The 18,808-nt window shown below is 62.0% G+C and carries 22 protein-coding genes; 6 read left to right on the top strand and 16 right to left on the bottom strand.

Annotated features, from left to right (window positions below; genetic code table 11):
* Nucleotides 1-10: 10 nt before the first annotated feature.
* Together H0W47_RS07700 and H0W47_RS07695 are read right to left on the bottom strand one after the other, a co-directional pair.
* On the bottom strand, nucleotides 11-2,182 hold the full coding sequence (locus H0W47_RS07700) for a catalase (protein ID WP_296922642.1): 2,172 nt from the start codon (nucleotides 2,180-2,182) through the stop codon (nucleotides 11-13).
* 86 nt (nucleotides 2,183-2,268) lie between these two features.
* Nucleotides 2,269-2,538, bottom strand: coding sequence for a hypothetical protein (locus H0W47_RS07695; RefSeq protein WP_296922639.1), 270 nt, complete (start codon nucleotides 2,536-2,538; stop codon nucleotides 2,269-2,271).
* 266 nt (nucleotides 2,539-2,804) lie between these two features.
* Between H0W47_RS07695 and H0W47_RS07690 the strand changes: the two genes are divergently transcribed.
* From H0W47_RS07690 to H0W47_RS07680, 3 genes are read left to right on the top strand one after another with little or no spacing between them, the layout of a single operon-like run.
* On the top strand, nucleotides 2,805-3,215 hold the full coding sequence (locus H0W47_RS07690; protein WP_296922636.1) for a response regulator: 411 nt from the start codon (nucleotides 2,805-2,807) through the stop codon (nucleotides 3,213-3,215).
* Between the two features lie 59 nt (nucleotides 3,216-3,274).
* Nucleotides 3,275-3,571, top strand: a complete 297-nt coding sequence (locus H0W47_RS07685; protein ID WP_296922635.1) for a hypothetical protein — start codon at nucleotides 3,275-3,277, stop codon at nucleotides 3,569-3,571.
* Between the two features lie 34 nt (nucleotides 3,572-3,605).
* A complete protein-coding gene (locus tag H0W47_RS07680; protein WP_296922631.1) occupies nucleotides 3,606-3,788 on the top strand; it encodes a hypothetical protein in 183 nt (60 codons plus the stop codon).
* A gap of 72 nt (nucleotides 3,789-3,860) precedes the next feature.
* Here H0W47_RS07680 and H0W47_RS07675 read toward each other — a convergent pair whose 3' ends face one another.
* From H0W47_RS07675 to mltG, 8 genes are all read right to left on the bottom strand, one after another.
* Entirely contained in the window at nucleotides 3,861-4,742 is an 882-nt protein-coding gene (locus tag H0W47_RS07675; protein WP_296922627.1) for a hypothetical protein, read from the bottom strand.
* Nucleotides 4,743-5,125: 383 nt separating this feature from the next.
* Nucleotides 5,126-5,500 (bottom strand): hypothetical protein, encoded by a 375-nt coding sequence (locus H0W47_RS07670; RefSeq protein WP_296922625.1) that lies wholly within the window; start codon nucleotides 5,498-5,500, stop codon nucleotides 5,126-5,128.
* A 183-nt stretch (nucleotides 5,501-5,683) separates the two neighbouring features.
* On the bottom strand, nucleotides 5,684-6,337 hold the full coding sequence (locus H0W47_RS07665) for an ankyrin repeat domain-containing protein (RefSeq protein ID WP_296922622.1): 654 nt from the start codon (nucleotides 6,335-6,337) through the stop codon (nucleotides 5,684-5,686).
* Entirely contained in the window at nucleotides 6,334-7,131 is a 798-nt protein-coding gene (locus H0W47_RS07660) for a TatD family hydrolase (RefSeq protein WP_296922619.1), read from the bottom strand. The genes H0W47_RS07665 and H0W47_RS07660 overlap by 4 nt, the downstream gene beginning before the upstream one ends.
* A 104-nt stretch (nucleotides 7,132-7,235) precedes the next feature.
* Nucleotides 7,236-7,613, bottom strand: coding sequence for a PilZ domain-containing protein (locus H0W47_RS07655; RefSeq protein ID WP_296922617.1), 378 nt, complete (start codon nucleotides 7,611-7,613; stop codon nucleotides 7,236-7,238).
* Between the two features lie 50 nt (nucleotides 7,614-7,663).
* Nucleotides 7,664-8,728 (bottom strand): DNA polymerase III subunit delta', encoded by a 1,065-nt coding sequence (locus H0W47_RS07650; protein ID WP_296922614.1) that lies wholly within the window; start codon nucleotides 8,726-8,728, stop codon nucleotides 7,664-7,666.
* A complete protein-coding gene (gene tmk / locus H0W47_RS07645) occupies nucleotides 8,725-9,456 on the bottom strand; it encodes a dTMP kinase (RefSeq protein ID WP_296922612.1) in 732 nt (243 codons plus the stop codon). Before tmk ends, H0W47_RS07650 begins: the two co-directional genes overlap by 4 nt.
* A gap of 26 nt (nucleotides 9,457-9,482) precedes the next feature.
* The gene (mltG, locus tag H0W47_RS07640; protein ID WP_296922609.1) at nucleotides 9,483-10,490 is read right to left on the bottom strand and encodes an endolytic transglycosylase MltG; all 1,008 of its coding nucleotides are present in this window, start codon (nucleotides 10,488-10,490) and stop codon (nucleotides 9,483-9,485) included.
* A 47-nt stretch (nucleotides 10,491-10,537) separates the two neighbouring features.
* On the opposite strand from mltG, the gene H0W47_RS07635 reads away from it, so the two are divergent.
* Nucleotides 10,538-11,491, top strand: coding sequence for a folate-binding protein (locus tag H0W47_RS07635; RefSeq protein ID WP_296922607.1), 954 nt, complete (start codon nucleotides 10,538-10,540; stop codon nucleotides 11,489-11,491).
* 12 nt (nucleotides 11,492-11,503) lie between these two features.
* Nucleotides 11,504-12,307 carry an NRDE family protein gene (locus H0W47_RS07630; RefSeq protein WP_296922604.1) on the top strand — a complete coding sequence of 268 codons (804 nt, stop codon included), beginning with the start codon at nucleotides 11,504-11,506 and terminating at the stop codon, nucleotides 12,305-12,307.
* On the opposite strand, the gene H0W47_RS07625 is transcribed toward H0W47_RS07630, so the two are convergent.
* On the bottom strand, nucleotides 12,304-13,173 hold the full coding sequence (locus tag H0W47_RS07625) for a YbgC/FadM family acyl-CoA thioesterase (protein ID WP_296922601.1): 870 nt from the start codon (nucleotides 13,171-13,173) through the stop codon (nucleotides 12,304-12,306). The genes H0W47_RS07630 and H0W47_RS07625 overlap by 4 nt on opposite strands.
* A 10-nt stretch (nucleotides 13,174-13,183) precedes the next feature.
* Nucleotides 13,184-14,140: an alpha/beta hydrolase gene (locus tag H0W47_RS07620; protein WP_296922600.1), complete on the bottom strand. Its 957-nt coding sequence runs from the start codon at nucleotides 14,138-14,140 to the stop codon at nucleotides 13,184-13,186.
* Nucleotides 14,141-14,277: 137 nt separating this feature from the next.
* Between H0W47_RS07620 and H0W47_RS07615 the strand changes: the two genes are divergently transcribed.
* The gene (locus tag H0W47_RS07615; protein ID WP_296922599.1) at nucleotides 14,278-15,414 is read left to right on the top strand and encodes an iron-containing alcohol dehydrogenase; all 1,137 of its coding nucleotides are present in this window, start codon (nucleotides 14,278-14,280) and stop codon (nucleotides 15,412-15,414) included.
* On the opposite strand, the gene H0W47_RS07610 is transcribed toward H0W47_RS07615, so the two are convergent.
* From H0W47_RS07610 to H0W47_RS07595, 4 genes are all read right to left on the bottom strand, one after another.
* Entirely contained in the window at nucleotides 15,415-16,335 is a 921-nt protein-coding gene (locus H0W47_RS07610) for a restriction endonuclease (RefSeq protein WP_296922598.1), read from the bottom strand.
* A gap of 471 nt (nucleotides 16,336-16,806) precedes the next feature.
* Nucleotides 16,807-17,295, bottom strand: a complete 489-nt coding sequence (locus tag H0W47_RS07605) for a DUF3368 domain-containing protein (RefSeq protein WP_296922597.1) — start codon at nucleotides 17,293-17,295, stop codon at nucleotides 16,807-16,809.
* A gap of 12 nt (nucleotides 17,296-17,307) precedes the next feature.
* Nucleotides 17,308-17,667 (bottom strand): type II toxin-antitoxin system prevent-host-death family antitoxin, encoded by a 360-nt coding sequence (locus H0W47_RS07600; RefSeq protein WP_296922596.1) that lies wholly within the window; start codon nucleotides 17,665-17,667, stop codon nucleotides 17,308-17,310.
* An 84-nt stretch (nucleotides 17,668-17,751) separates the two neighbouring features.
* Nucleotides 17,752-18,808, bottom strand: a 1,057-nt coding sequence (locus tag H0W47_RS07595) for a phospholipase (RefSeq protein WP_296922595.1), incomplete at its 5' end; no start/stop codon positions are given.

Here is an 18,808-nt window from a genome sequence, read left to right as displayed (position 1 = left end):
CTTTGCTGGGTCAGGCGGGAACGGCATCCACATTGAGTCGGTCCCAGTGCCGGTGGACAGCGATGGATGAGATAAAGGCTTGGGCAATCTGCCCCTCGACCGTCTTGCGCGCATCGGCAAGCAACACGCCGGCGGTCGGCTCCATCACTTGGTCGCCCTTGCCTTCGAGCGCAAAACCCAGGCTGCCGAGCAACTGCACGCCTTCGTTGAGCGCACACAGCGTCTTGCAATGTTTGTAGCTTTCAAGGATGAAGTGCACCGCATCCCCAAGCTGCGACAGCGCCGCGACGCTGGCTTCGCCGCCGGGTACCAGCACGGCGTCAAACATCACGGACGGGGCGTTGGCAAATGTATGGTCCACCGGGAGCTGCTTGCCAGAGGACGTTTTGACGGTGCCGAGTTGCGGTGCGACCACTTTGCAGGCGGCGCCGGCATCAGTCAGTTCTTGCTGCAGGCGCTTGAAGGTCAGCCAGTCCACGCCGTCAGCCACCAGGATGGCGATCTTACGCGTCTTGATACCGTCCGACGTTTTGGCCATGCTCAGCGCCGCATCTTCTTCCACGGCGTTTTCGATCCTGTAATCGCGAAAACCGAGGCGGCCGGCGGCGGCCTTGGCGTCGGGGGTATTGATGCCGAGGGGTGCCGCCACGCGGGTGGCCAGTTTGGCGTCCACATGGGCCAGGTTGTCGACCATGCGCTGGCGGATTTCCGGCACATCCACTTTGGAAAGCTCGAAACGGAAGGCCGCGACGATGTGGTCCTTCTCGGCAGGGGTCTGACTGTTCCAGAACAAGGTGGCCTGCGAAAAATGATCATCGAATGACGGGCTGCGACGCCGGACTTTTGGTGGCTGCAGCGGTTCGGGATAGGACTGGAAGCCCTGGGCGCCGCCGTCGACACGGTATTCCGAACCGGTGGCCAGCGTGTTGGGCTCGTAATTGACGCGGCCCTTGTTAACGGTCTGGCGGTGCATCCCGTCGCGCTGGAAGTTGTGGAAGGGACAGACCGCCTTGTTGATCGGCAGCTCATGGAAGTTGGCGCCGCCCAAGCGCGAGATCTGGGTGTCGGTGTACGAAAACAACCGGCCCTGCAGCAGCGGGTCACTGGAAAAATCGATGCCTGGCACCAGGTGCCCCGGGTGAAAGGCCACTTGCTCGGTTTCGGCAAAGAAGTTGTCCGGGTTGCGGTTGAGCACCATCTTGCCGATGATCTGAACCGGCACCACCGATTCAGGAATCAGCTTGGTCGGGTCCAGGATGTCGAAGCCCAGCTTGTCTTCCTTGCCCTCCTCGATGATCTGCACACCCAGTTCCCATTCCGGAAAATTGCCCTGATCGATGGCTTCCCACAGGTCCCGCCTGTGGAAGTCGGCGTCCTTGCCGGCGATTTTCTGCGCTTCGTCCCAGGCCAGGCCGTGGACGCCGAGTTTGGGTTTCCAGTGAAACTTGACGAAATGCGATTCACCGCTGGCATTGAGGAAACGGAAGGTGTGCACGCCAAAGCCCTCCATCATGCGGTAGCTGCGCGGGATGGCGCGGTCCGACATGGTCCACATCAGCATGTGGGTGGATTCGGGCATCAGCGACACAAAGTCCCAGAAGGTGTCGTGTGCGCTCGACGCCTGCGGCATTTCGTTGTGCGGCTCGGGCTTGACGGCATGCACCAGGTCCGGGAACTTGATCGCGTCCTGGATGAAAAACACCGGAATGTTGTTGCCCACCAGGTCGTAGTTACCTTCGTTGGTGTAGAACTTGACGGCGAAACCACGCACATCACGCACGGTGTCGGCTGAACCGCGCGAGCCCGCCACGGTGGAAAAGCGCACGAACACCGGGATCTCGGCCTCCGGGTCCTGCAAAAAGCCGGCGCTGGTGAATTGCGCCATCGGTTTGTAAACCTTGAAGAACCCGTGGGCGGCAGTGCCGCGCGCGTGTACGGCGCGCTCCGGAATGCGCTCGTGGTCGAAGTGAGTGATTTTTTCGCGGAGGATGAAGTCCTCCAGCAGCGTTGGGCCACGCACGCCAGCCTTCAACGAGTTGTGGTTGTCAGGGATCTGCAAACCCTGATTTGTTGTCAGGTTGCCGATTGCCTCGGCGGTTGAAGCCAGCAGTTGTTTTTGCTTTTCTGTACCTGCGGAAGCAGGTTTGGCGGCTGTAGCAGCGCTGCGCTTGGGTTGCGGCATCAGGTGTCCTCGGGAAAATCAAAAGAAAATGCGGGCGTTGATCACGCCCTTCGGGGCAGGCATGGCGCCACCCGGGTGATCAGGTATCAGTTACCTTCGCAGTCCAGCAACCGGGTCAGGCCCGTCACGACGGCCAGCACGGTGAGGGTGGCCAAGCCACCCACGATCAACCAGCTGGCTAAACTTTGTAGTGGCTCGGCGAAACCGTCCGGCGCCACCGCCAAAAATCCGACCAGCGCAACCAGCGCAACCATTAGCACCTGCCACAGTGGGAAAAAGTGCTGCAAGCTAGCCGTTCGGACCGGGTGCACACCGTCACACGGCGGAATTTTGGAAGAAGAAGCTGCGAATGTCATGGTGAGTCCTGAATAGTGCGGACATGCTTGGCAAATCATTACCTTACGCAGCTTATCGGGGCGTGCCAGTAGCTGCCCTGCCGCAGTGTCTGTAAGGGCAATCGCGAACACCTGTAAGACGCGTCCCACGGCGCTGGGCACGGCGTCCTCCTACATGACCACGCCGACTTCTCCCGCGTCTGAATCCCACGCAAGCTCCTAAAGTCAGGGATGAACCGGACGGGTCACCAAGACGCCGGCAGCACCCCGCAACCAAGGTATGACTGATGCGTGTTTTTCTCGTCGAAGACAACCCTGCCGTCAGGCAGAGCCTGATCGTCACCCTCGAAGATCTGGTGCCGATCACGATCATCGGTGTGGCTGAAACCGAGGAAGAGGGCATCCGCTGGCTAGCGCGCGACGATGTGCATTGGGACTTGGCCATCGTTGACCTGTATCTCAGTGCTGGCAGCGGCCTGGGAGTGGTTGAGGCTTGCCGTTATCGGCATGCCGGGCAGAAGATCGTGGTCCTCAGCAACCACGTGACGGCAGACATCCGCTGGAACTGCGCGCAACTCGGCGTCGATCAGGTTTTCGATAAAACCACGGAAATCGACGACATGGTTCGCTACTGCGTCGCCCTGGCCAAGAGCCTCGACGAAACAACCAGCCTGCCGCGCCAGTTGGCCAGCGAGTAAGCATTGCAGCCCCCAAGCCTGCGCATTTCTTTTTTGAACGTGTCATTCAGAGGTAATCCATGGTCACCACCGCATCCGATGTTTCCGATTTGCCTTTTGGCGCGCCTCCCCGGCCACTGACCGAAGACGTGCTTCAGTCCGCCGAAGAGGCCGTGCTGGTCAGCCCGGCTTCGGCCGGGACGCTGCAGAACGAAGAAGCTTTACCGGATGGCGAAGCCACACCCGCCGAGCATCGCCCCGGCCGCCTCGGGCGCCTCGTCGGGAAGAGGCCTCTCGAGGCCGCCCTGGCTGCAATGGTCGCGGGCGGCTTGCTGACTGCATTGATCCAGCTTGCGCTGAGCCGACGCCGTCGGTGAACTGCATTTCAAGTCACCTCAATTGCACAACACCATGAATTCAACGACCCTGGCCAGCAACCTTGAGCCGGGCACCCAGATCCCGCCAGAGATGCCGCCGCCAGTGATGCCACCCATGCCCGGGCCCGGCAGCCCGCCCGAGATCATCGAGCCGCCGACAACGGAACCCACCATTCCGGTCAGGGAACCAGGCAAGGTAACACCGGTTCAGGCCTGAGCGGCATCAACGTGGGGTGAGAGGGGCAGGGCGCAGGCCTGCGCTGCGTAAGGCCTGCCCCAAGCCGCGACCTTACTGCGGCGTCTGCTGGCGTTTGTATTCGCTGCGTTTCATACTCAAATAGGCCGTCTTGTCGATCTCGTGCAGTTGACGCGGGTACTGTTCCGTGGCGTCAAACCAGTACTGCAAGCGCTTTTCAAACTGTTGCGATGCCGGAACTGCCAGCGAAGCCAGGTAAGCGTCAATTGCCAGGTAGTAGCGCATGGTATTGCGTTCTACCGCGCCGCGCATGCCCCCCACGGGCGCCTTGGCGCCACCCGCCTCGCCAGCGACTTCTGAAAATCCAATCTTGCTGTTCGCCACGGTGGCCATATAGGCCTGCATGGCCAGACGGCTGGTCATCCCGTAGCCATAGGAATAACGCAGGTGCATGAAGGTCCTGTCGCCGTCGACTGGAACGGCCTCCAGGTCAATACGATAGTTGTGGGTGCCCAGCGGCCCCCTGGGCGCGTTGAGCCGCACCGCCAGGTAGTCGGCCCGGGTTGCAGCTGGCGTGAAACCGAAGGTCAGGGCGTGCGCATCCTTGAGTTCTTGGGGTGTTTTCTTGCCGACAGTCACCGACATGGTGGCCGGCTGGCTGTCCTTGTTGGCGCTGCAGTGTTTGGTGTTGAGGTGAAGAATCATCACCTCGCACCAAGTTTCAGGATCCTTGAAAGCAGCGAGCACCGTTGTGTATGGATAGTTGATGACTGCATAAGCACTGCCGCTGACGGCCTGAGCAGACTCGGTGGAGTCCATCACCAAGGGGCGCTGGAACTGATTACGTGCGAGCTGAGGTGCGAGTGCGGTGTGTTTGGCCTGCAGCGCAGCTGCGCCTGTTTCGGGTGCCTGCGCATGGGCCAGACCTGCGCCCAAGCTGGAGAACAGGCAAGCCGACGCGACCCAGCGCCTCATTGTCAGAGTGTGTTTTTGAAGCATCCCCACAGTTTGCCTGTCGCGCAAGCGCACCGTCGCCAGATGCTCCGTCGTCCTACACACATGGGGGAACTGATGAAGAAGCGCCAGTCGGCCACTTGCGCGACTGACTCGGACCCAGTCAGTCACTGCTGGCGGTCCGGAAGCAAACATGGGGCGGGGAGGAATGGTCGCTGGGTAATGAGATGCCATCGGCGATCAGAGATCAGACCACGTGCAATTATTAGTTAACATAATATACATCGTAGAACATCAAACAAGTTCCCCGGAGCATACCCAAACCTGGATCCGGCGACCTGTCCGGGCTCGGACTTCAACGCCTGAGCAGCGCACTTGGCTTTGTGTATGTCACCAAATGAGCGTCAACGCCGAGGCGCTTCAGTCACAACGCCTTGGGCGATTTGCACCAAGCCCTTTGGATTCAGCACGCCGGCGAGTCCCACCGCGGCATCTTCTTGCAGATGAATAAACGACCAGCCCATGCCCGGAATACGCGAGTAGATTCGTGCGCTGCCATCTGCGGGTTTGCGGAAAACTTGCCATCGGTCGCCTTCAAAATTCACCACATCGCCAGATTCTTCGGCAATGGGCGGGCTCATCTGGGCCCTGAGTTGAGCCAGGAAAGCAATCAGATCAGACACTTCATCTGCCGAATACTGGGCTGACACTGCGCTCGGGGTTATTTTGAGCTGTGATTTGTCGGCACTCAGCGTGCAAGAAAACGGCTTTTCACTCATGGATTCCTCTGATTAATTGACAACAAATAAAGCGCGGTCGCTCAAGTTCTTGATGAGTTTAACAAGGCGGGGCTGCGATCAGCCGCGCCCGGCGCGCCACAGAAGCACCATGTTCCCTTGCCCTGCGGTTGCGGATGAAGGTGGCGACGAGTCCTGGCACGGCAACTTCCCCTTGCCCGCAGCTTACTTGCTGCGGATAGCAGCACCCAGCAAATCGATCGCATCGGGACGGCTGGCGCGGCGTGCAAAATCGAGCGCTGTCAGGCCTTGCTGGTTTTTGATCGAAGGATCGGCGCCAGCGTCGATCAACAGCTTGACGGCCTGTGGCGTGCCGTACATGGCCGCCATCATCAGGGGCGTGCTGCCATTGGGTGACTCGGCGTCAATGTAGGCATGCTGCTCCAGCAGCAGGCTCAGGATGGGCAAGCTGCCGCTGGTGGCCGCGTAATGCAGCGGCGCCCAGCCGGTCTTGTTGACGTGGGCCTCACGCTTGAGCAGGCTGGTGGCGGCCGCCAGATCACCCTTTAACGCGGCAATCATCAATGCGCTTTCGCCCTGGGCGTTAAGGAGATTGACATTGGTTTTGGGCCATTCACTCAAAACCTGCGCCACCTTGGGCGAAGGCTCCTGCAGCGCCAGGTACAGGCCGTTCTGGCCGTTGGGGTCTATGGTGTTGGCATCGAACCCGCGTCCCAGCAGTTGCCGGACTTGCGCTGCATCGTCCCGCTTGATGGCCCTGAAGAAGTCCTCGTAAGATCCGGCAAATGCCGAAACATATCCAGCAAAAACAATAAGATAAACCGCGTTTTTAATGTAATTTGTGAAGTAATTTTTCATGTCATGATTCCTGAAAACAGGCGTTCGAAGTTGCGGCTGGTGGCCTCGGCAATAGCCTCGACAGGCAGCTGCTTGAGCTCGGCCACCTGTTTGGCCACATAGGGCACATAGGAAGGATTGTTGGTTTTGCCGCGGTATGGCATGGGGGCCAAATAAGGGCTGTCGGTTTCGATCAGGGTGCGGTCCAGCGGCACAAACCGGGCAACCTCGCGCAGGTCGGCTGCGTTCTTGAAGGTCAGAATGCCGGAAAACGAGATGTAAAACCCCAGATCAAGCGCGGCGCGCGCCACCTCGGCAGTTTCGGTGAAGCAGTGGAACACTCCGCCGGCCCGCCCTGCTCCGTCCGCCGTTTCGCCCTCTTCTTTCAGGATGGCCAGGGTATCGGCAGAGGCGCTGCGGGTATGGATCACCAGCGGCTTGCCGGTCTGGCGGGCAGCGCGGATGTGGACCCGGTAACGCTCACGCTGCCATTCCATGTCGGCCACACTGCGCTCGCCAAGGCGGTAATAGTCCAGCCCGGTCTCACCAATGGCCACCACCTTGGGCAACGCGGCGCGCTGCACCAGATCGTCAAGAGTGGGCTCGGTGACGCCTTCGTTGTCCGGATGCACACCCACGCTGCACCAGAAGTTGTCATACGTGGTGGCCAGCGCGTGAACGGTGTCGAACTCTTCCAGCGTGGTGCAGATGCACAGGGCGCGGTCTACCTGGGCCTGGACCATGGCTTCACGGATCTGCGGCAGCTGGGCTTGAAGCTCTGGAAAACTCAGGTGGCAATGGGAATCGGTGAACATCAAGGAGCGGGGGGCTATGAATCAAATTGGCCTTCAGCCCTTGTCCGACGGGCGAACACAGCTATCAAAATAATAGCATGACGGGAGCGGGCAGACAGCCTGAACTAGATGGTCTGAGTTGGCCGGTCAGACGCGAGATGCGCACCGAGGATCTCCTCGATCTTGAGCTTGAGCAGCCGCGACTTTTCGTCCTTTGGAAAACGCACGCCCACCCCCTGGGTGCGGTTGCCCGAGGCGCGTGCTGGTGTGACCCAAGCCACTTTCCCCGCCACCGGATAGCGCTGGATGTCGTCCGGAAGCGTCAGCAGCACATAAACGTCGTCGCCGAGCTTGTAGTCCCGCGCGGACGGGATGAACACGCCACCCTCGGAGAAAAGCGGAATGTAGGCCGCGTACAGCGCCGCCTTTTCCTTGATAGCCAGCTGGATGACGCTGGGCCGGGCGCTGGCGCCGGGGGTACTGGCGGGTGGCAAGGTGCTCATGTGGGCTAGTTTATAGGCTGGGTCGCCCGGCTGTCAGCAAGAAACCGCGCTTATTTGGCGGCCAACGCCTGACGCGCCCGACTGGCCAGGGTTTCCAGCATCAGGCCGGGGTTGTAGGGGTGCTCGACAGTGCGGGCGGTGGCGGCCAGTTCTTTGGCCCAGGCGCTCAGGGCCAAGAAGCCCGGCCCGACGGATTTGCCGCCCGGCAGGTCGCCCGCCCTGAAAAACCGGGGCTGCGCGCCGGCTTTGACCGCCAGCACGTCGTGACAGAGTTTTTGCAAGGCATCAACGGCCTGCGCCGGCGCCATATCGGAAAGCGCACTGACGTCGCCGCGGGCCATGGCTTTTGGCAGGGCCTGCCAATGCTGGGCGCTGGCGGCACTGGGCCCGGCGCGCAGCCGGTCCAGCGCATCGGCGGGGCGGCCGCCGGCTGCGGCCAGCAGGGTGTGCAGGTCGGCGGGCGCCGGCCGGGACGAGGCCTTGCCCTCGCCCGGCGCCTGCTCCGCCCACCAGGCCAATGCCTCTTCCTGCGCTGGCCAGTGCATGGTGTGGCCCTGGCAGCGGCTGCGGATGGTGGGTAGCAACTGGTGCGCCGCTTCGGTCGCCAGAATGAACTGCACCGCACCGGGCGGCTCTTCCAGCGTCTTGAGCAAGGTGTTGGCCGTGATGGTGTTCATGCGTTCGGCCGGGTAGACCAGCACCACCTTGGTCGTGCCGCGGGAACGTGTGAACTGTGTGAAGCTGACGGCTTCACGCGCCGCATCGACCTTGATTTCCTTGCTGGCCTTGCGTTTCTTGGCGTCCAGGTCGTCCTGGGTTTTCTCGTCCAGGGGCCAGCCCAAAGCAAGGGAAAGGGTTTCGGGCATCAGCATGCAGAGATCGGCATGGGTGTGGACGGTGACGGCGTGGCAACTGCCGCAAACCCCGCACGCGCCATCGGGCGTGGCTTGTTCACACAGCCAGGCCCGGGCCAGCGCAAGTGCCAGATCGAATTGGCCCAGACCCGACGGGCCACTGAGCAGCCAGGCGTGGCCGCGCTGCGCCAGCAGGCTGCGCAACTGGGTATGCAGCCAGGGGGCCAGCGGCGGATTGGCGTCGATGACCTCTTCGCTCATGGCAGCCAGCCCCTGCCCGCGAAGACCTGAAAAACAGCATGCCAGACAGCGTCGCGCCTCTGCGCCGCGTCGATGCGCGCAAAACGTGCCGGGTCCTGCGCCATGCGGTCCGCGTAGCCTTGGGCCACGCGCCGGAAAAACTCGACCGGCTGGGCCTCGAATTTGTCCGGCACCCGGGCACCCGCCAGGCGTTGCGCGGCTTCTTCGGGCGCCAGGTCGAACCAGACCGTCAGGTCGGGCTGCACAATCGCCGGTGGTGCGCCCTTTCTGCCCAGTTCATGAACGAAATCAGGCCCTAGCCCTTGTGCAGCCTGCGCCCACAGCTCCAGTTTTGATAGCACGTCCAAATCAAAACCGCGCCCGCCGCCCTGGTAGGCAAAGGTGGCATCGGTGAAACGGTCGCACAACACCACGTCTCCGCGAGCCAGCGCCGGCGCGATCACGGTCGTCAAATGGTTACGGCGTGCAGCAAAAATCAGCAAGGCCTCGGTCAGCGGGTCCATCGCATCGTTGAGGATCAGCGCGCGCAGCTTTTCCGCCAACGGTGTGCCGCCCGGCTCGCGGGTCAGGGTCACTGCCCTGCCCTGCGCCCTAAAAGCATCGGCCAGCGCCGCGATGTGCGTGGACTTGCCCGCGCCGTCTATGCCTTCGAAGCTGATGAAAAGACCGGAATTTTCCGACGGGCCGCCCCTAGAAAAATTAGCCCCCTCGGGGGGCAGCGACGACATGTCAGTGCGGAGCGTGGGGGCCATCTCTACTGGTTTCGTTGATATTTGTTGACGGCCCGGTTGTGCTCGTCCAGGCTGGGGCTGAACTGGCTGCTGCCATCGCCGCGCGCTACGAAATACAAGGCCTTGGTTTGTGCCGGCTTGACGGCAGCCAGCAGCGAGGCCTTCCCGGGCATGGCAATCGGCGTGGGCGGCAGGCCGCCACGGGTGTAGGTGTTGTAAGGCGTGTCGGCCTGCAGGTCGCGCCGGCGCAGGTTGCCGTCGAACTGTTCGCCCAAGCCGTAAATCACGGTTGGGTCGGTCTGCAGCAACATGCCGGTGCGCAGGCGGTTGGTGAACACGCCGCCGATTTCAGGCCGGTCCGCAGGTTTGCCGGTTTCCTTTTCGATGATGCTGGCCAAGATCAGGGCCTGTTCCGGCGTCTTCAGAGGCGTGTCGGCGTCGCGCAGCGCCCAAGCGGCCTCCAACCGCCGGTCCATGGCCCGCGCCGCGCGTTTGAGCACAGCCAGGTCACTGGAACCCTTGGCGTAGGTGTAGGTGTCGGGGAAAAAACGGCCCTCCGGATGCACGCCCGGCTTTCCGAGCTGCGTCATGACGGCGTCCGGCGTCATACCCACGCTGTCGGGCTTGAGCGCCTCGGCCTTTTGCAGCGCCGCGCGCACCTGACGGAAATTCCAGCCTTCAACGATGACCACACTTTTGAGACTCTCCTCGCCGCGCACCAGCATGTTCAGCAAGGAGCGTGGGGTCGTGCCGGGGGTGATTTCATAACTGCCGGCCTTGATCTGGCGGGCCTGGCCGGACAGCCGGAACCAGGCGTGAAGCAGGATGGGCTCCACAACGACGCCGCTGGCGGCCACGGTGTCGGCGACGCGCTGGGCGGGTGTGCCAGGCTCGATTTCAAGATCCACCACGGTGCTGCCGGTCTTGGGCTGCAAGCTTAAAGGTTGGTACAGCCACCAGCCGACCGCGCCAAACGCCAACAGGCCGCCGAGAAACACCAACACCAGCAAACTCATGAAAAATCGACGCACAATCCTGTTGCCTTCCTGAAAACGATGGGTCCATGATAATTCAGCTTATGTTGACCCTTCCCACTGACTTGCCTCCTGTTTCCATCTTGTCCGGCGTTGCCGGACTGAGCCATCTCGGCGTGATCCGCGTCGCGGGCGAAGACGCCGTCAAGTTTCTGCAGGGCCAGTTGACGCAGGATGTCGCGCTGCTGAGCCTGGCCGAAGCACGTCTGGCGGCCTTCTGCAATGCCAAGGGCCGGATGCAGGCCAGCTTCGTCGTGTTCAAACGCAGCGAGGATGAGATCCTGATGGTCTGCAGCCGGGACATTCTGGCGGCCACGCTCAAGCGCCTGTCGATGTTTGTGCTGCGCGCCAAGGCAAAACTCAGCGACGCATCGGCTGATTTTGCGCTGTTCGGGCTTGTCGGAAGTGCTATCGAATCGATAGCTGGCGGCACACAACCGACGTGGGTCAATGCCAATTTTGATGCCGCAAATGTGGTGTTTCTCTATCCCGGCAACGGCCAGCCGCGCGCGATGTGGTGCGCACCGACCGGCACGCCGGTGCCGGCTGGCGAGGCGTTGCCGCTGGAGCAATGGCACTGGCTCGATGTGTTATCCGGCATCGCCATGATTACCCAGCCGATCTTCGAGGCTTTTGTGCCGCAGATGCTCAATTACGAATCCGTCGGTGGCGTGAACTTCAAGAAGGGTTGTTACCCCGGCCAGGAAATCGTGGCGCGCAGCCAGTTTCGCGGCACGCTCAAGCGTCGCGCCTACCTGGCGCACACCGACGGCGAGCCGGCGGTTGGTCAGGAGGTGTTTCACGCGTCTGACGCCGAGCAGCCCTGCGGCCTGGTTGCAGCCTGCGCGCCGCGCCCCGGCGGCGGTTTCGACGTGATCCTGTCGATGCAGACCTCGGCTGCGGCCGATGCCGACGGCCGGCGACTGACTTTGGGCAGTGAGACTGGCCCGGCGTTGGTGTTGCTGCCTTTGCCTTACTCCTTGCTCGAAGATATTTGAGCTTGTCCTGAGATGTGCCTGATTGCCTTTGCCATCGGCGCCTCGGCGCGCTGGCCGCTGGTCATCGCCGCCAACCGCGACGAGTTTCTGGACCGCCCCACCCTGCCCCTGGCACGCTGGCACGGCGATGGCGGCAATGAAATCATCTCCGGCCGCGACCTGCGTGCCGGCGGCACCTGGATGGGGCTGACGGCTGGCGGGCGTATCGCCATGCTGACCAATGTGCGCGGCCCGGCGTCCCTCACAGGGGACAAGTCGCGCGGCGAGCTGGTCACGCGCTGGCTGGACCGCACTGTCGACGCGGCCAGCTTCATGGCAGGCATCAAGGCCCAAGCCTATGGCGGCTTCAACCTGGTGCTGGGTGACTTTAAAACCGGCGCCTGGCACTGGCTCAGCAACAAGCCCGGCCCCGGCCTCGAATCCCGCGCGCTGAAGCCCGGCGTTTACGGCCTGTCCAACGGCGCACTCGACACACCCTGGCCAAAAACGCTGGGGCTGAAAAAGGCGCTGTATTCGGCGCTGGCAACTTCTGATGAAGATGCGCTGACCGCCGAACTGATGAGGGCCCTCAAGGACCGGCGGCGCGCCGACCGCGAAGACCTGCCCAACACCGGCGTGCCGCTGGCGCTGGAAGAGGCGCTGTCAAGCGCGTTTGTTGACTTTCCCGAACATGGTTACGGCACGCGTTGCAGCACCGTGCTGGGGGCGTCCGTCGCCAGTGAAGGCTGGGACATCGCGCTGCAGGAAGTCACCCACGCGCACGGCGCCGACGATACGCCCGGCATGCAAAACCTGCGCTTGCGCTGGGAGCGTTAGCGTTTGGCGCCGATGGCCCGCACCATCTCAATGTGCGGAATCTCCACCTCGTCAAACGGTTCGCCGCGTGGCGTAAAACCGAGGCGCGCATAAAAACCTTCGGCGCTGCGCTGGGCATGCAACAGCACCTCGGTGTCGCCGCGTTGCTCGGCCTGCGCCACCAGCGCGTTCAGCAATTCGCGTCCCAGGCTGGCGCCGCGCAACACGCGGTTGACTGCCATGCGGCCGATTTTTGCGCTGCCCGGCCCGTGCTGCAGCAGGCGGCCCGTGGCTATCGGCCGGCCCAGGCCGTTGTAGGCGACCGCGTGCACGGCGGCCTTGTCGGCCTCGTCCCATTCCATCTCCGGCGGAATGCCCTGCTCCTCGACAAACACCGAAGTGCGGATGGCGCTGGCATGTTCGCCCAGTTCTGACCACGATCCCGTCTTGACCGTGACCATGGTTTCGCCGGCCTCGAAGGCAGTCAGGATTTTGCGCAGACCCTCGGGCACTGGCCGCGAGGTTTGCGTCGCCGGATCGGCAAACACGTAGATCAGCTCGCAGGTGATCAGCAGCGCATCGCCCCGAAAGATCGCACCGGTAAAGACCATGGAAGAGTTGCCGATGCGTGCGCACTTCATGCCAATGTCGATCTGGTCGTCGTAACGCGCCGAGCCGTGGTATTCGACCGAAGCCTTCTTCACATACAGATCGCCGCCCAGTTGATGCATGGTTTCTTCATACGGCAAGGCCAACGCGCGCCAGTAGTCGGCCACGGCGGTGTCGAAATACATCAGGTAATGGGCGTTGAAGACAATTTTCTGCATGTCCACCTCGGCCCAACGCACCCGCAGCCGGTGGAAGAATCGGAAGTCGTGTCGTTTCATGTCAGTCACTCTACTTTGAAAAGGCATGACGCAGCGCATGTGCCATATGGGCTTGGGCCTGCCTGGCTTCAACAATGACGCGACCCATCTTGATGAACTCATGCGTCACGCCGCGGTAAATTTCGAGGTCCACCGTCACCCCGGCCATGCGCAGTTTATCGGCATACGCCACACCCTCGTCGACCAGCGGGTCGCATTCGGCCAGCCCTATCCAGGCCGGGGCCACGCCATCCACATCGGGTGCAGTCAGCGGCGCAAAGCGCCAGTCGTCCCTGTCGGCCGGGCTGCGTAAGTACTGGCTGAAGAAGTAGTTGATGAGTGAGGTTTCCAACACAAAGCCTTCGGCAAAGTGCTGATGCGAAGCCGAATCCTGCTGCGGCGCGCAGCCCGGGTAAATCAGCAGTTGCAGCTCCAGCGGCATGGCCATGTCGCGCGCCTGGATGGCGCAGGCCGCCGCCAGTGAGCCACCGGCACTGTCGCCGCCGACCGCCAGCCGCGTGCCGTCCAGGCCCTTGTCGTCAGCATGAAATGACAGCCAGGCCAACGCGTCCCAGGCGTCGTTGGCGGCGGTCGGAAATTTGTATTCAGGTGCGAGACGGTAATCTGCCGAGACCACTGCGCAGCCGGCCAGATGACTGAGCTGGCGGCACAGGATGTCATGCGAGGCCACGCTGCCAATCGTGAATCCGCCACCGTGGAAATACATCAGCACCGGCAGTTTGTCGTACGACGGCGCGTAGAGGCGCAGCGGCAGCGCAAACCCGTCGCGCGTGGCGATGGTGAAGTCCTCGACCCGTGCGAGCCGTGCCGATGGAATCTCCAGCACACCGGCACCGGCCTCGTACGCGGCGCGCGCCTGCTGCGGGCTCAGCGTGTGAAGCGGCGGCCGCGCAGCGCGCGCCATGCGCACCAGCACGTCGCGCATGGCCGGGGTCAAGGGGTCTTTGGGAACAGCAGAATGTGTCATCAGATGAAGAAGTCGGGGCAGCGCTATCGCCAAAGTGACGGTTTTCGGGTTTGCTGGCTGGCCAGGTCGCCTGCAGCCATTAAAGTAACGTCATCCCATCCTACAACGTGCGCATCAGACGAGAGAGACACCCCACCATGGCTTTCATTTATTACGTCACCCAGATCCAGTTCGAGTACGGCGCGGTCAAGCTGCTCAAGCAGGAATGTGAAAGGGTCGGCATCACGCGGCCGCTGATCGTCACCGACGCCGGCGTCAAGGCGGCGGGCGTACTGCAAAAAGCACTTGACGCCCTGCCCGGGCTGGCCGTCACCGTGTTCGACGAAACGCCCTCGAATCCGACCGAAGCCGCCGTGCGTGCCGCCGCCGCCATGTACAAGGCCAACAACTGCGACGGCCTGATCGCCGTCGGCGGCGGCTCGGCCATCGACTGCGCCAAGGGCGTGGCGATTGCGGCCACGCATGAAGGCCCGCTGACCACCTACGCCACCATCGAAGGCGGCTCGCTGAAAATCACCGACCGCGTCGCGCCGCTGATTGCTGTGCCGACCACCAGCGGCACTGGCAGCGAAGTCGCGCGCGGCGCCATCATCATCGTGGACGACCACCGCAAGCTGGGTTTTCACTCCTGGCACATCGTGCCCAAGACCGCCATCTGCGACCCCGAACTGACGCTGGGCCTGCCCGCCAAACTGACCGCCGCCACCGGCATGGACGCGATTGCGCACTGCATGGAAACCTTTATGGCGCCCAGCTTCAACCCGCCCGCCGACGGCATCGCGCTCGACGGCCTGCAGCGCGGCTGGGCGAATATCGAACGCGCCACCAAAGACGGCAGCGACCGCGAAGCCCGGCTCAACATGATGAGCGCGTCCATGCAGGGTGCCATGGCTTTCCAGAAGGGCTTGGGCTGCGTGCACAGCCTGAGTCACAGCCTGGGCGGCGTCGACCCGCGCCTGCACCACGGCTCACTCAACGCCATGTTTTTGCCGGCTGTGATTCGTTTCAACGCCGGTGCCGAATCGATCCAGAAAGAAAAACGCCTGGAACGTATGGCCCACGCCATGGGCCTGGCCGCCGGCAGCGATGTCGCCGATGCTGTCCGCGACATGAACGCCCGCCTGGGCCTGCCCACCGGCCTGGCCGCCATGGGCGTAAGCCGCGACCAGTTCCCCGACATCATCAAGGGCGCGATGGCCGACCACTGCCACAAGACGAATCCGCGGATTGCGACGGCTGAGGAGTATGCGGGGATGTTGGGGGATTCGCTTTAATCAACCCTCTTCGAAGTAATCAGAGTCCACACGCTTAACCACATACGAGGCCGAGGCCGAAACACCAACATCGAAATCGATCATTAGCGCAGACAAGGCCTTGCCATCAATGAGCACGACCTTCGTGTCGATTCTTGTTGCGTAGTCAGTTGCGTCGGCTGTAAACGTCGATGTAGTAATGAAGACGCCTTTCTTTGCGCGCTGACCTTGAAGTGCACCGACAAACTTCTGGATTTCAGGTCGCCCGACCGATCCTTGCCAGCGTTTCGCCTGGATGAAAATTGTGTCCAAGCCCAGGCGATCTTCCTTGATGATTCCGTCGATACCACCATCGCCGGTTTGCCCTATTCGCTCACCTGCATCGCGCCTGGAGCCGCCGTAACCCATTTTCACAAGCACATCAACAACAAGCTGTTCGAAAAATGCTGGAGAGCAACTGAGGATCACAGTAATCAGTTCCTGCGCAAGCTGCTCACGTAACCCTTGGTAAGCACGCTCGATTTCCTCTTCGGGTGTAACGGTAGCCGACATATTTAACGCAGGCTCCGAAGCCAATGTGTTCTCGTTTGGTTTCTTGGAGATTTCCCTGAACTCCATGAATTCAGGAAACTGTTCCAAAAATTTCCCGTCGATGCGCAGTGGATTGGTCGACAAGACTTTGAGTCCTCTGTCTGTGATCTTGAACACGCCACGTTTGGGCGCCTCGATGAGACATGCCTTTTTTAGATAGGTTCTTGCCCAGCCGATCCTGTTCTTGAAGACTCTCTGCTGCCCACTTGCCAGCAATTCGGCACGCTCAGTAGCAGACAACTGAAAATACTCTCCCAGCGACTCCTCAGCCTCGCGAAGGGAGTGCTCCTCGCAATCTTCGAGAAAGCGTAGGAATGGAAGCATGCAGGTTTGGTAGTCAGGAATAGCCATGGCCAGAGGATAACTGCACCGGGGCGTTCGCAGCAAAGCTACTGATCTTGTGAAAAACCTCCGTAGCCCAGCCCGGTATGCGGTTGCTGTCAGTAGTGTTTTGCCTCGTAGGCCTGAATAAGCGCGAGCATCGCCTCAAAGTGCACTGCTGCATCACCACAAATCTCAGGCTCATTCTCAAAGTAAGGCGCCACCACTTGCAGCGCAGCCCTCTACTCGGCTTCCGTCTGAATTGAGCGGGTAGACGTCGGGCGTCATGATGGACGGAGTTTAGGCGTCAAGCAGCTCTTCTGCAATTTCTCAGCATCAAATCGGCCTCCAGCCCCCGACCCGTCTGCGCGAGCAGCTATCAAAAACAGAGCAAATCAGGCAGGCGCAGCACCTCAGTGTCCCATCTCCAGCGCCACCAGAAAGCGCGACAGCATGTTCCAGGCGCCCACCGTGACCATCACGCCCAAGGTCTGGCGTGGGCTACTCCCCCGCCCTCTCCAGCAACTCTGCCCTCAATTCAGGCGACAGGTAATAGCCATGCGCCTGCCAGATATCCAGCACGGTTTGCAGGCTTCTGATAAGGCCTCTGGATTTGAGGGCCAGCAGCACGGCTCCGCTACCTACCACCTGCACCCCCAGGCGCTGGGCGATGCGCCGGGCGCGGCGCTCGTCGATCAGCGCGACTTGTTGATGCTGCATCGCGTAGGCCAGCACGGCGGCCTCGCCCGAGCCCAGCCCTGCGGCAAAAGCAGCGTCAAGCGGGGTGATTGACTCGTCAGGAACAACCGTGAACATCTGCTGGCGCAAGGCCTCGGCGACTGGGACTGCGCCGGGGGCATAGGGGTCGGCCAGACACTCGTTCAGCACGGCCTGGGGCACCAGCACCTCAAAACTTTGCAGGGTGATCGCCAGAACATCGGCCACCGACAGTGCAATCAGCGGCCCCGCGTCAGTCACCAGCAGTTGCATGGCGCCAAGCTTTCAGCGGGGAGATGGCGTGTCAGCCTCGACTGGCTCTGTGGGATCAAGCAAGGCGAGTTCGTCCTCCAGCCGGGCGGTGTCATCCAGCAGGCTGTAGCCCATGGCGCCCAGATGCTGCAAATAGCGCGCATACGGCATACCCGCCAGCTTGGCCCCGGAAGACGTGGATAACTCGCCGCTTTGCACCAGCCTGTCGGCCAGTGACACCGACACGCCGGCGCTGAGCAACTCGTCGGTAAAAGGCATGGCAACAAACAAGGGACGGCCGTGTTTGGAGACCACAGAAAACTGCCCGCTTTCTGCATTACGCACCAACTCACCGGTGTGTTCGCGCAGGTCCCGAATTGCAAATGCTTCCATGGTTGAGACTCCAATTTGTGCCATCAAATGATGGCACAATATTAGCCGACGGCTGGATCAAATGTCAAGTTGAACGGTCGGGATTCACAGCGCGGCGACCAGCCCCATATCCGGCTTTGCCAGCCAGCCCTGAAATTCTTCCGCCAGTTGGCGGCTGGCTGCCACTGCCCGGCTCCAGGCCTTCATGCGGCCGCTCGGGTCAGAGGCGTAGCGCACGAAGTCATTGCGGTCCGGCAGTTTGCCGTTGGGCAGGGTTTTGATCCACTCGGCGTCGGGCGCGAGCAGCACCACGTTGTCAAGGAAGTGTGTGGCGCCGTGGCGCCATTTCAGGCCTTTGTCGAGCCAGCCGGGCACCACGGCTTTCTGGAAATGGGGGTACAGCACCAGCCCCCCTGTTTTTGAAGCATTTCGGCCTGTAGCCCCCGCCCCGCCTTCGTTAGCAGCTATCAAATCAGAAGCATAGTTAAGATGGAGGTGGTAGTCGGTGATGCCGCCGTCCCAGTAGGCGCCGGGGGGTGCACCGGGGATATTGTGTACGGCCTTAAGCATGAAGGGGATGGAGCAGCTGGCCTGCAGCGCCGGGTTGAAGTTGGCTTCGGTCAGCGGCAGCTGCCGCGTGCGGTAGTCGCCGGTGGCAAACGGCAGCGGTGCCTGCTGGCTGGAAAACACCACCCGCTCCAGCCAGGCGCCCATGGCCTTGCGGTGCAGGGTGTTGGTGAGGAAGGCGCCCAGGTAGCCCAGCGGCGTGGCCACACCATGTTCGCGGCGCAACATGTGGCGCCCGCGCGAGGTCACGATGTGCAGGCGGTAACGCGGGTGTTGCAGCACCTGCTGCACCCGGCCCCCATAAAAGTCCTTCAGGTTCTGGCCGAACTGCTCGCTCACGAGCTGGGCCGGCGGCAACTTCTTGCCGGGCGGCGCGGCAATGTGCTGCTGGATGTAGTCGTCTTCTAGGCGCTGGAAGGCCGTCACCGGGTCGTCCAGGCAGGCCGTGGCCATGCGCCACGCGCCTATGGAGGCACCCACCAGGTGCACTTCCTGCGTGCTTGCCCGTAACCAGTCGCCAAAGATGAAGCGGTCCAGCGGCCCCAGCACCAGGCCTTTGGGCCCGCCGGCGGCGCCCGGCACCACACGGATGTCC

The sequence above is a fragment of the Polaromonas sp. genome (assembly GCF_013817205.1).
Lineage (GTDB): Bacteria > Pseudomonadota > Gammaproteobacteria > Burkholderiales > Burkholderiaceae_C > Polaromonas.
The sequence above is the reverse complement of the archived record's forward strand: the minus strand, read 5'-3'. Positions and strand labels throughout refer to the sequence as shown.

What these genes read in the sequence shown, in the direction of transcription:
- H0W47_RS07630 (WP_296922604.1), top strand. Translation starts at nt 11,504, where the DNA reads ATGTGCCTGATTGCCTTTGCCATCGGCGCCTCGGCGCGCTGGCCGCTG.
- H0W47_RS07675 (WP_296922627.1), bottom strand. Translation starts at nt 4,742, where the DNA reads ATGAGGCGCTGGGTCGCGTCGGCTTGCCTGTTCTCCAGCTTGGGCGCA.
- H0W47_RS07650 (WP_296922614.1), bottom strand. Translation starts at nt 8,728, where the DNA reads ATGAGCGAAGAGGTCATCGACGCCAATCCGCCGCTGGCCCCCTGGCTG.
- H0W47_RS07610 (WP_296922598.1), bottom strand. Translation starts at nt 16,335, where the DNA reads ATGGCTATTCCTGACTACCAAACCTGCATGCTTCCATTCCTACGCTTT.
- H0W47_RS07665 (WP_296922622.1), bottom strand. Translation starts at nt 6,337, where the DNA reads ATGAAAAATTACTTCACAAATTACATTAAAAACGCGGTTTATCTTATT.
- H0W47_RS07700 (WP_296922642.1), bottom strand. Translation starts at nt 2,182, where the DNA reads ATGCCGCAACCCAAGCGCAGCGCTGCTACAGCCGCCAAACCTGCTTCC.
- H0W47_RS07615 (WP_296922599.1), top strand. Translation starts at nt 14,278, where the DNA reads ATGGCTTTCATTTATTACGTCACCCAGATCCAGTTCGAGTACGGCGCG.
- H0W47_RS07680 (WP_296922631.1), top strand. Translation starts at nt 3,606, where the DNA reads ATGAATTCAACGACCCTGGCCAGCAACCTTGAGCCGGGCACCCAGATC.
- H0W47_RS07655 (WP_296922617.1), bottom strand. Translation starts at nt 7,613, where the DNA reads ATGAGCACCTTGCCACCCGCCAGTACCCCCGGCGCCAGCGCCCGGCCC.
- H0W47_RS07635 (WP_296922607.1), top strand. Translation starts at nt 10,538, where the DNA reads ATGTTGACCCTTCCCACTGACTTGCCTCCTGTTTCCATCTTGTCCGGC.
- H0W47_RS07625 (WP_296922601.1), bottom strand. Translation starts at nt 13,173, where the DNA reads ATGAAACGACACGACTTCCGATTCTTCCACCGGCTGCGGGTGCGTTGG.
- H0W47_RS07670 (WP_296922625.1), bottom strand. Translation starts at nt 5,500, where the DNA reads ATGAGTGAAAAGCCGTTTTCTTGCACGCTGAGTGCCGACAAATCACAG.
- H0W47_RS07660 (WP_296922619.1), bottom strand. Translation starts at nt 7,131, where the DNA reads ATGTTCACCGATTCCCATTGCCACCTGAGTTTTCCAGAGCTTCAAGCC.
- tmk (WP_296922612.1), bottom strand. Translation starts at nt 9,456, where the DNA reads ATGTCGTCGCTGCCCCCCGAGGGGGCTAATTTTTCTAGGGGCGGCCCG.
- H0W47_RS07600 (WP_296922596.1), bottom strand. Translation starts at nt 17,667, where the DNA reads ATGGAAGCATTTGCAATTCGGGACCTGCGCGAACACACCGGTGAGTTG.
- H0W47_RS07620 (WP_296922600.1), bottom strand. Translation starts at nt 14,140, where the DNA reads ATGACACATTCTGCTGTTCCCAAAGACCCCTTGACCCCGGCCATGCGC.
- H0W47_RS07690 (WP_296922636.1), top strand. Translation starts at nt 2,805, where the DNA reads ATGCGTGTTTTTCTCGTCGAAGACAACCCTGCCGTCAGGCAGAGCCTG.
- H0W47_RS07605 (WP_296922597.1), bottom strand. Translation starts at nt 17,295, where the DNA reads ATGCAACTGCTGGTGACTGACGCGGGGCCGCTGATTGCACTGTCGGTG.
- H0W47_RS07685 (WP_296922635.1), top strand. Translation starts at nt 3,275, where the DNA reads ATGGTCACCACCGCATCCGATGTTTCCGATTTGCCTTTTGGCGCGCCT.
- H0W47_RS07695 (WP_296922639.1), bottom strand. Translation starts at nt 2,538, where the DNA reads ATGACATTCGCAGCTTCTTCTTCCAAAATTCCGCCGTGTGACGGTGTG.